Raw genomic sequence first — 7,546 nt, 5'->3', positions numbered from 1 at the left:
GTTCCGGACGCGTCCTCCCAACCTCCGTTAAATCCCCATTATTTTTTCTCATATTTCTCTCTGAAAAACGCCCTGATTTTTTTGATTTTTGCCTCTTATGCTGTTATGATTGATTTAACACAAAATACGAACCGCCTTCTTTGGAGGAAAAAGCTATGTATGTTTTCATTATTTTTTTCACTCTTATATTGCTGTATTTTCTCATTGAAAACCGTGTAAACCGAGCCTGTCTCGCTTCTTTTAAAACAGTGATTCATGTCAACGGCATTCGTGGAAAGACCTCCACCTGCCGCTGCATCGATGCCGCACTCCGGACCAGATATAAGGTTTTCACAAAAACAACGGGAACCGATGCCATGATGATTCATACGGATGGAACTGAAACTCCTGTCCGGCGGCTCGGCCCTGCCAACATTCATGAACAGCTTCGCATAATCAGAAAGGCGCGCCGCGAAGGCGCTGAAATCCTTATCCTCGAATGTATGGCCGTTAATCCGGAGCTGCAAAAAATTGCCCAGGAGCAGATAGTGAGAAGCAGCATTACCGTCATTACTAACGTGCGGTATGATCATGTTTTTGAAATGGGCGATACCCTGGAAGAGATTGCCCAATCCCTCTCCTCAACGATTCCGCAGGGCGGAACGCTGTACACGGCAGACAGCCGCGCCGCCGCCCTGTTCCGTGAAAAATGCGGGGAAAAAGACTGCCGTCTTGTCCTTTGTCCCGCCGAATCGGTGGCTCAGGAGAATATCTCCATAGCCAGGGAGGTTGCCGCGTCCCTGGGAGTCACAGGCGAAGAATTTAACCGGAGCCTTTCCGCCGTCAGGGAGGACTTTGGAACGCGCAGAATCTACCGGATGAAGAACAGGAACGGGGAAGTTTTCCACTTTCTTAACCTTTTTTCAGCCAACGATCCACAATCCACAAAGAATAACGTGGACGACGCCGGGGATGGCTACAGCAATCTGTACTTTCTCTACAATCACAGGGAAGACAGGCCTGACCGGGCGCTTTTGTTTGCCAGATATTTTTTTCCCCATTACAAAGAACATACCGTGTTCCTGACCGGCAAAGGCGCATTCCTTCCCAAACGGCTTTTTTCCGGCGCAGGGCTCACTGATCTCAGGGTAACTCCCGATTACAGGGACTGCCTTGATCTGCCGGAGGGTTCTCTGCTCATCGGGATCGGTAATATAAAAGGTCCCGGTTACGAAATGATAAAAACTTTAGAAGAACGAGGTGGCTCCGATGAATGATATCCTTCTGCTGGGAATCTTTTTAAGCCTGATATTCACAGAACTGACCGACCTTTCACCGGGGGGAATCATTGTTCCTGCCTATTTCGCCATGTATGCCTACGACTGGAAACGCCTGCTGGGAACGATCATCCTTGCCCTGCTGTGCATGCTTATCGTCCACTTTATGTCCAAATACATGATTCTGTACGGTCGGAGACGGTACGCGGTGTATATCATGACAGGCGTACTCCTGAAATTCCTGATCGGTTCCATGGGAGCCGGCGTATCTTTCTCCATCGGAAGTCTGATTCCCGGCATTCTGGGCCGCGATATGGAAAAACAGGGCATACCGAAAACACTGATAGCGCTGGGAATCGTGACTCTTTTAATCCGTCTTATTTACATAATTGTGAGGTAGCGCAATGAAACTGAAAAATTACTGGCGTTTCCTGGCCGTATTCCTGTTTCTGCTCGTTTCCCTTCTGATTCTCGAACAGACGAAAACGCTTGCCAGAAAGGATAACTGGCCGGTAATGCTTAACGCCTCCCGGCGTATGGAGGTTGCAATGGAGGCTGTCCGGGAAGAGAAACTGAACCGCTGCTATAAAATCTCCCCGATAGATGATCCTAATCAAACCGGCATGATAGGGGAGCCTTACACAGAGATTACCACGACACTGGGCAACCTGGAGGCCAAACGCTCCACAGCTAATCCGAATACCGCTGCCATGGTAGTCGATATGCTGACACAATGCGGAGCAGAAAAGGGCGATACCGTTGCCGTAAACCTGTCCTCCTCCTTTCCCTGCCTCAATCTTGCCGTCCTCTGCGCACTGGATGCAATGGAGCTGAAAGGGATTGTTATCAACTCTGTCGGGGCTTCCACCTATGGCGCCAATCTCCCGGATTTCACATATCTGGACATGGAGCATTTTCTTGTGGAGCGCCAATATCTGTCAAACCACAGCACCTTTTTTTCTCTGGGGGGCCAGGATGATATCGGAAAGGAAATGCCGGAGGAAACAAAAAAAGCAATCGTATCCAGACTTTCCGGCTTCGGATATAAATTTCTGTACTACACGGATCTGGATGAAAATATAGCCGTAAGACAGTCTATCTACGAAGCCGGAGCCGAACCGGCCTGTTTCATCAACGCCGGCGGAAATCTCATGAGCTTTGGAGGCGGAACTGAGATGGTATCCGCCGCTAACGGAATCATCTTGCCTGGCAAATCCCCGGTGAAGGGACACGGCCTGATTCCCCTGTTTTTGAACAGAGGCGTTCCTGTCATCCACCTTCTCAACATGAAAGGGCTTCTTCCGGCCTACGGACTCCCCTTTGACCCATCCCCCATACCGGCCGCCGGGGAAGGCGGAGTCTATGACACATGGCAGTATCATCTTCCCCTGGCCGTGGGCCTGCTTTTAACCGGCCTGGTGCTTCTTATCTGGGCCGCCAAAAAGTATCCACATAGAAAAATCCCTCTGTAGCATCTGCCGCAGAGGGATTTTATTGCCGGAATAGCAAAAAGCGGCGCAAGAGGCGGGACGGAGTTTGCGGACGTGGCTGTCAGCGGCGGGCGCAGTTCACAGCCCGTTCATCTTGGCCGTTGACTGCACCGGCCGGCTTTGCTATTTCACTTAATCGCAAATATAATCGTAAAGGAAAAATGTCATCTCTCCCGGCAGGCCATTGACATCAAAATGATGTGTCTTTTCCTGCCTGCATTTCATTCCCTGATGCTCATAAAACCCATAGTTACAGCTTGTATCGGTAAACAGATAGAATTTTTGAATTTTTTGAGAGCGCATATACTCCACAACTTTTTGGAATAATGCCTTACCAATTCCTTTTCCCCGGCATTTCTGGCTGATTGCAAAAAACGCAAGTTCCCCTTGATAATCTGTGGGGCAGCGGGTTAACAGTTCCTTATCAATCCCGTCTACACAACCAAAAATCTTGGAAACACTGCGTCCCTCTTTTGAAATCATAAGTTTGACAATAGATTTTATCTTTTTTAATTGCAGAGAAAAGGATGATTTATGAGTAGCCCTGTTTTTTCCCATGATAATTCCAACTGGAACATTGTCAACTAACGCAACCTGTGTAAAAGTCTGATTCGCAAGGCAAACGGTTAAGTACACACTAGCTAATTGGGCGGCGGTTTGCGGTGTGCAGAAGCGATCATAGCACCACGTTTCCCGGATTACCTGTTCCAGTGCCGGGTAGTCAGATTCCTCAAATGCTCGAAAAATAATTGATTTACTCATTTCGTTCTATTTTCCATCTCCATTTTATTTTTTAATGTCTGTTTCTGCTATAACCTTTGTCTTGGACAATCCAAACAGTATCCTGCCGAGTGCGTAAGTCTGCACAGCGATAAATTCATCACCCGAAATACTCCCGCCATGACACAAGATTTCCATATCCCCGCTTACCCCTTGCATTAAAATTCCAGAGGATTCAAATCCATTTTTTAAATAAAAACGTTTCCGGGCAATCCTCTGTTCAAGGTTATTGGCAGTTTCATCAATTTTTTCAATCAGCAGCAGGATACGCTTATCATCATACTGCCTGCATATTTCACCGAGTATTTTGCTGCCGGTCCCTTTACTGCGTATCTGGTTGGAAACCGCTAAATATTCAACCAAAACCATATCGTAATAAGGAATCAGTACGATAAATCCGGCAACTACATCACTTTGCGATGCTACCCAAATTTCCGATTTTCCTTTTTGTACAGCACGTTTTAAGAAAAAAAACGGCTTCCTTTCTGATTTTGGAAAGGCTTCCATATAAATATTTTTCACATCGTTCCATTGGCTCTGACAAATTCTTTTTATCTCCATGATAAATACTCCTTTTCCCATTCCTGTCAGCAAAAACACCAGCAAATCGCTTGTTGTTTCTTTCTGCATGAACTATAATAAACTGTACTGTAACAGGATAGTCAAGGGGGTTTTGAAATGTTTTCAGAACATAATAAATTATTTACAATCGGGCAATTTTCAGCCATACATGGAGTAACCAAAAAGACATTGATGTGGTATGACGAAATCGGTTTATTAAAGCCTGCTGTCATTGGAGAGAATGGGTATCGCTACTACACCTACCTTCAAAGCCCGACATTGGAAATAATTTTAATGCTGCGGGAATTAAATGTGTCAATTCCAGAAATCCTGACCTTTTTGTCCAACCGTTCTGCGGAGAATATGGAACAGTTATTACGAGAAAAAATAACAGAGTTAAATAATACAATTTCTAATTTAAAAAGTATTCAGCAAGCACTGGTAAGCCGTCATCAAGATATGTCAATAATCCTAAAAATTGATTTATCCAGCATTTGTATTACAGAACAGAAAAAGTCATATTTAGTCACTGTTCCAACAACCGCAGACGCAAGTTCCGAAACAGAAATCGAGAGCATTATTAACAAAACCAAGCAATACCAATTACACCGTCTGCATGATGCTGCATACGGTTCTATGATTTCAGTTGAAAGTCTGTACAGTGGTGATTTTCAGAATTATTCTGCTTTATATTTTGAACTTCCCAACCCTGCATCAAAAAAAGGATTGCATATAAAACCCGCCGGGAAATATCTGCGGGCTTTCTGCAAAGGAAGTTGGGACAGGCTGCCGGACAGATACAAAGAAATCCTTGCTTACGCTCAAAAGCAAGGATTATCTTTGACAGGATATTCTTATGAAATGGGTATCAATGAAACGGTAATTGATGATTTCAACGACTATATCACACAGATTGAAATACAAATCAAATCGGGATAGTGGGTGACCCGCGTAACGCTTTACCGCTTTTTATAGCCGCCCGTGGAATGTGAGCGGTATTTCACCGATTTTTACTATTGTTTCCACTTATACAGGGTTCTGGGCCTCCCCATATCCCCATAAGAATACTGCTGCCGTATCCTGCCTTCCTTCTCCAGATACTGAAGGTAACGGTATAATGTCTTCTTTTTAATCTGAGTTACCTCCTCCAGCATGTCAATATCCATAAATTCCGTAATTTTCTGCATCTGTTCCTCTATCTTTTGCAGTGTCACCTTGCTGATGCCCTTATCATAGTTCTCATAATACTGGCTTTTCTCATGGTACTGAAGATGTACTTTGATTCTCGATATCAAATCTACAGCCTTGATTGGTTTCAGTGAATAGTCATCCGCTCCGGCTGCCATAAATTTTGATACAATCCGATCCTCCTCCTCAATTGTGAGAACAATAATCGGTACCTTCGGCAGCTTTTTGCGGATCTCCTTTACCGCAGATATGCCATCCACTCCTGGCATATGATAATCCACCAATATTAAATCTATTTTCTCTTTTTTAATCAGCTTATCCGCCTCTTCATAACCATTTGCAAGCAAAGGTCTCCATCCCTGAAAATTAAAAATTTGCTCCAGCGTATAGAGGATATCCCTGTTATCATCGATCGCCAGGATTGTCTTCACACTCTCCATCCGTCTGCTCCCCCTTCCGTAGACAAACTATCACTTTAGTGTAATGGTTTTTCTCGCTTTCTACATGTACTGCTCCTTTATGGTTCTCTATTACCTGCCTTACAAACGGAAGCCCCAGTCCGGTGGACTGTTTATCCGAATATCCCAAATCCCAGATATGCTCCATATCTCCCGCCTCAATTCCGCTTCCGTTATCGGTCACTGTGATATTGACAAACGACTCCTTTTCCTCAACCATGATATGTATTTTACCAGTCTCTTTACTGACTGCATTATACGCATTGGTTATCAGGTTAATAATGGCTCTGGAAAGGCGTATTTTATTGCCGTTTATAACAGTCCGGGGACAGGTGATCTCATAGTCAAGCATCTCCCTCGGAACCAGTATGGAGACCTGGGCCAGAACCATCTTCATCAAGTCCTCCATCATAATGGGGGAGTATCTGTCTTCATAAAGGATTTCTGAAATCATCATATTCATCGAAATCAGAGAGGACGATATCTTCTTAAAATACTCCTGAATCAGCTCATCCTTCTCCATCATCTCCGCAAGGCTGACCAGCCCCTGCGCAATTGTCAGGGGGCTTTTCAAGTCATGAACAAGACTCTGAACCTCACTGGAATTTCTCAGCTTCAGGGCCTCCATCTGGGTCTGGTGCAGTTCCTTCTCCACCTGCATCGTCTTTTCATTGGAAATCTTCAGCTTATGCTCTTTGTACAAAAGCTGGACTTGTATCAGAGAAGCATATAAAAAAGCCAAAAACATACTCATGGCAAATACCGTGAGCAGATTTTTCTCCTCCATAATGGAAGCCGCTATTTTCACATCCCTTGAAATTTCACCGCGTCCAAATCCATAATCAGAGAGATGAGGGATAACATCCAGCCACTGAATGCTCATCAGAAGTGAGGCCACAAGCAGCAGTTTATTAAGCATACTGACAGAAAACAGGTTCATATATGAAAGCTGGAGAACAAATCCAATCAACAAAAGAGCCGGTATTCCCAGGTCATAGCGTATCCCATATATTCTGTAAATCACGTCATAGATTAATACAATCAGGGACAGGGTAAATACAATATTGAATGCAAATCTCTTTTTTCCATAAAGGTATATATGTACCGACTCATTAATCAGGAAAGCCCCCAGATAATGGGGAACCGCACGAATGACGTTCATCATGACCAGCTTTAACGCGGCAATAATCAGAAAACTGGCTCTGTCCTCCATCATTCCCGCCCGAAGTGTCTCGTAGATGCCCAGACGGCTCTCCATAATAATAGCCGGCCCCGCCACTCCCAGAAGAGCGAGAATACAGCCCTGGACAAATAATTTTGAATTGTATTGAATTCCCACTTTCTTTTCCATACTCGCACCCGCTTTGTTCCGGTATGATACCGGGAGGATGCCCTTTAAATGCGTTCTTATGGGCATCTCTTTCTGTTAGTATATAATATTGGCCGGGGTTTTTCAATTCTATATGGAGATTTAACTGAGGTGGGAGGACGCGTCCGGAACGGACCATGTCCGGTATGGTGAAGGGGTGACTGAGACTTTCCATCCCTGGTTGAAGGTTGTCGTGAGGGGGGAATCCGGTCGGAATGAATTGCTGCGGGGACCGTTTGCACTTTTCGAAGCGCATAGCCGTGCTAAATTCGTGAGAAACCTCATTAAGCACGGATGGGCTTCCATATCCCCTCCAGAGTTGATTCCGCCTCCTTCCCCCGGTCAGGGTTTCGCCAGAGACGGAAGACTCAGGCGTAGGTTTTCGCGCACCGGACATGGTACGCTCCGGACGCTGATTAGCGAGGTCCCTTACGAGCTTAGCAG

General features: G+C 45.2%; 8 protein-coding genes. 4 read left to right on the top strand and 4 right to left on the bottom strand.

Going from position 1 to position 7,546, the window contains the following annotated elements; translation table 11 throughout:
* The first annotated feature begins 155 nt into the window (after positions 1–155).
* Genes pgsB through pgsW form a run of 3 tightly spaced genes read left to right on the top strand, consistent with a single transcriptional unit; the run spans position 156 to position 2,728 of the window.
* Positions 156–1,256 (top strand): poly-gamma-glutamate synthase PgsB, encoded by a 1,101-nt coding sequence (gene pgsB / locus CLOSYM_RS11345; RefSeq protein WP_003509933.1) that lies wholly within the window; start codon positions 156–158, stop codon positions 1,254–1,256.
* Positions 1,249–1,656: a poly-gamma-glutamate biosynthesis protein PgsC gene (pgsC, locus tag CLOSYM_RS11340; RefSeq protein WP_021642222.1), complete on the top strand. Its 408-nt coding sequence runs from the start codon at positions 1,249–1,251 to the stop codon at positions 1,654–1,656. Before pgsB ends, pgsC begins: the two co-directional genes overlap by 8 nt.
* 4 nt (positions 1,657–1,660) lie before the next feature.
* Entirely contained in the window at positions 1,661–2,728 is a 1,068-nt protein-coding gene (gene pgsW / locus CLOSYM_RS11335; RefSeq protein ID WP_021642221.1) for a poly-gamma-glutamate system protein, read from the top strand.
* A gap of 150 nt (positions 2,729–2,878) precedes the next feature.
* On the opposite strand, the gene CLOSYM_RS11330 is transcribed toward pgsW, so the two are convergent.
* Both CLOSYM_RS11330 and CLOSYM_RS11325 read right to left on the bottom strand, forming a co-directional pair.
* The gene (locus CLOSYM_RS11330) at positions 2,879–3,508 is read right to left on the bottom strand and encodes a GNAT family N-acetyltransferase (protein ID WP_021642220.1); all 630 of its coding nucleotides are present in this window, start codon (positions 3,506–3,508) and stop codon (positions 2,879–2,881) included.
* A 24-nt stretch (positions 3,509–3,532) separates the two neighbouring features.
* Complete coding sequence (locus tag CLOSYM_RS11325) at positions 3,533–4,087, bottom strand: GNAT family N-acetyltransferase (RefSeq protein ID WP_044902373.1); 555 nt, start codon at positions 4,085–4,087, stop codon at positions 3,533–3,535.
* A 117-nt stretch (positions 4,088–4,204) separates the two neighbouring features.
* Between CLOSYM_RS11325 and CLOSYM_RS11320 the strand changes: the two genes are divergently transcribed.
* The gene (locus CLOSYM_RS11320) at positions 4,205–5,026 is read left to right on the top strand and encodes a MerR family transcriptional regulator (RefSeq protein WP_021642218.1); all 822 of its coding nucleotides are present in this window, start codon (positions 4,205–4,207) and stop codon (positions 5,024–5,026) included.
* 74 nt (positions 5,027–5,100) lie between these two features.
* On the opposite strand, the gene CLOSYM_RS11315 is transcribed toward CLOSYM_RS11320, so the two are convergent.
* The gene (locus CLOSYM_RS11315; RefSeq protein WP_003500986.1) at positions 5,101–5,715 is read right to left on the bottom strand and encodes a response regulator; all 615 of its coding nucleotides are present in this window, start codon (positions 5,713–5,715) and stop codon (positions 5,101–5,103) included.
* Positions 5,681–7,084, bottom strand: a complete 1,404-nt coding sequence (locus CLOSYM_RS11310; protein ID WP_044902370.1) for a sensor histidine kinase — start codon at positions 7,082–7,084, stop codon at positions 5,681–5,683. Before CLOSYM_RS11310 ends, CLOSYM_RS11315 begins: the two co-directional genes overlap by 35 nt.
* Positions 7,085–7,546: the final 462 nt, after the last annotated feature.

This window comes from [Clostridium] symbiosum ATCC 14940, assembly GCF_000466485.1.
GTDB lineage: Bacteria > Bacillota > Clostridia > Lachnospirales > Lachnospiraceae > Otoolea > Otoolea symbiosa.
The sequence above is the reverse complement of the archived record's forward strand: the minus strand, read 5'-3'. Positions and strand labels throughout refer to the sequence as shown.

Coding starts and splice junctions, on each gene's coding strand:
- pgsB (WP_003509933.1), top strand. CDS start 156: ATGTATGTTTTCATTATTTTTTTCACTCTTATATTGCTGTATTTTCTC.
- pgsC (WP_021642222.1), top strand. CDS start 1,249: ATGAATGATATCCTTCTGCTGGGAATCTTTTTAAGCCTGATATTCACA.
- pgsW (WP_021642221.1), top strand. CDS start 1,661: ATGAAACTGAAAAATTACTGGCGTTTCCTGGCCGTATTCCTGTTTCTG.
- CLOSYM_RS11330 (WP_021642220.1), bottom strand. CDS start 3,508: ATGAGTAAATCAATTATTTTTCGAGCATTTGAGGAATCTGACTACCCG.
- CLOSYM_RS11325 (WP_044902373.1), bottom strand. CDS start 4,087: ATGGAGATAAAAAGAATTTGTCAGAGCCAATGGAACGATGTGAAAAAT.
- CLOSYM_RS11320 (WP_021642218.1), top strand. CDS start 4,205: ATGTTTTCAGAACATAATAAATTATTTACAATCGGGCAATTTTCAGCC.
- CLOSYM_RS11315 (WP_003500986.1), bottom strand. CDS start 5,715: ATGGAGAGTGTGAAGACAATCCTGGCGATCGATGATAACAGGGATATC.
- CLOSYM_RS11310 (WP_044902370.1), bottom strand. CDS start 7,084: ATGGAAAAGAAAGTGGGAATTCAATACAATTCAAAATTATTTGTCCAG.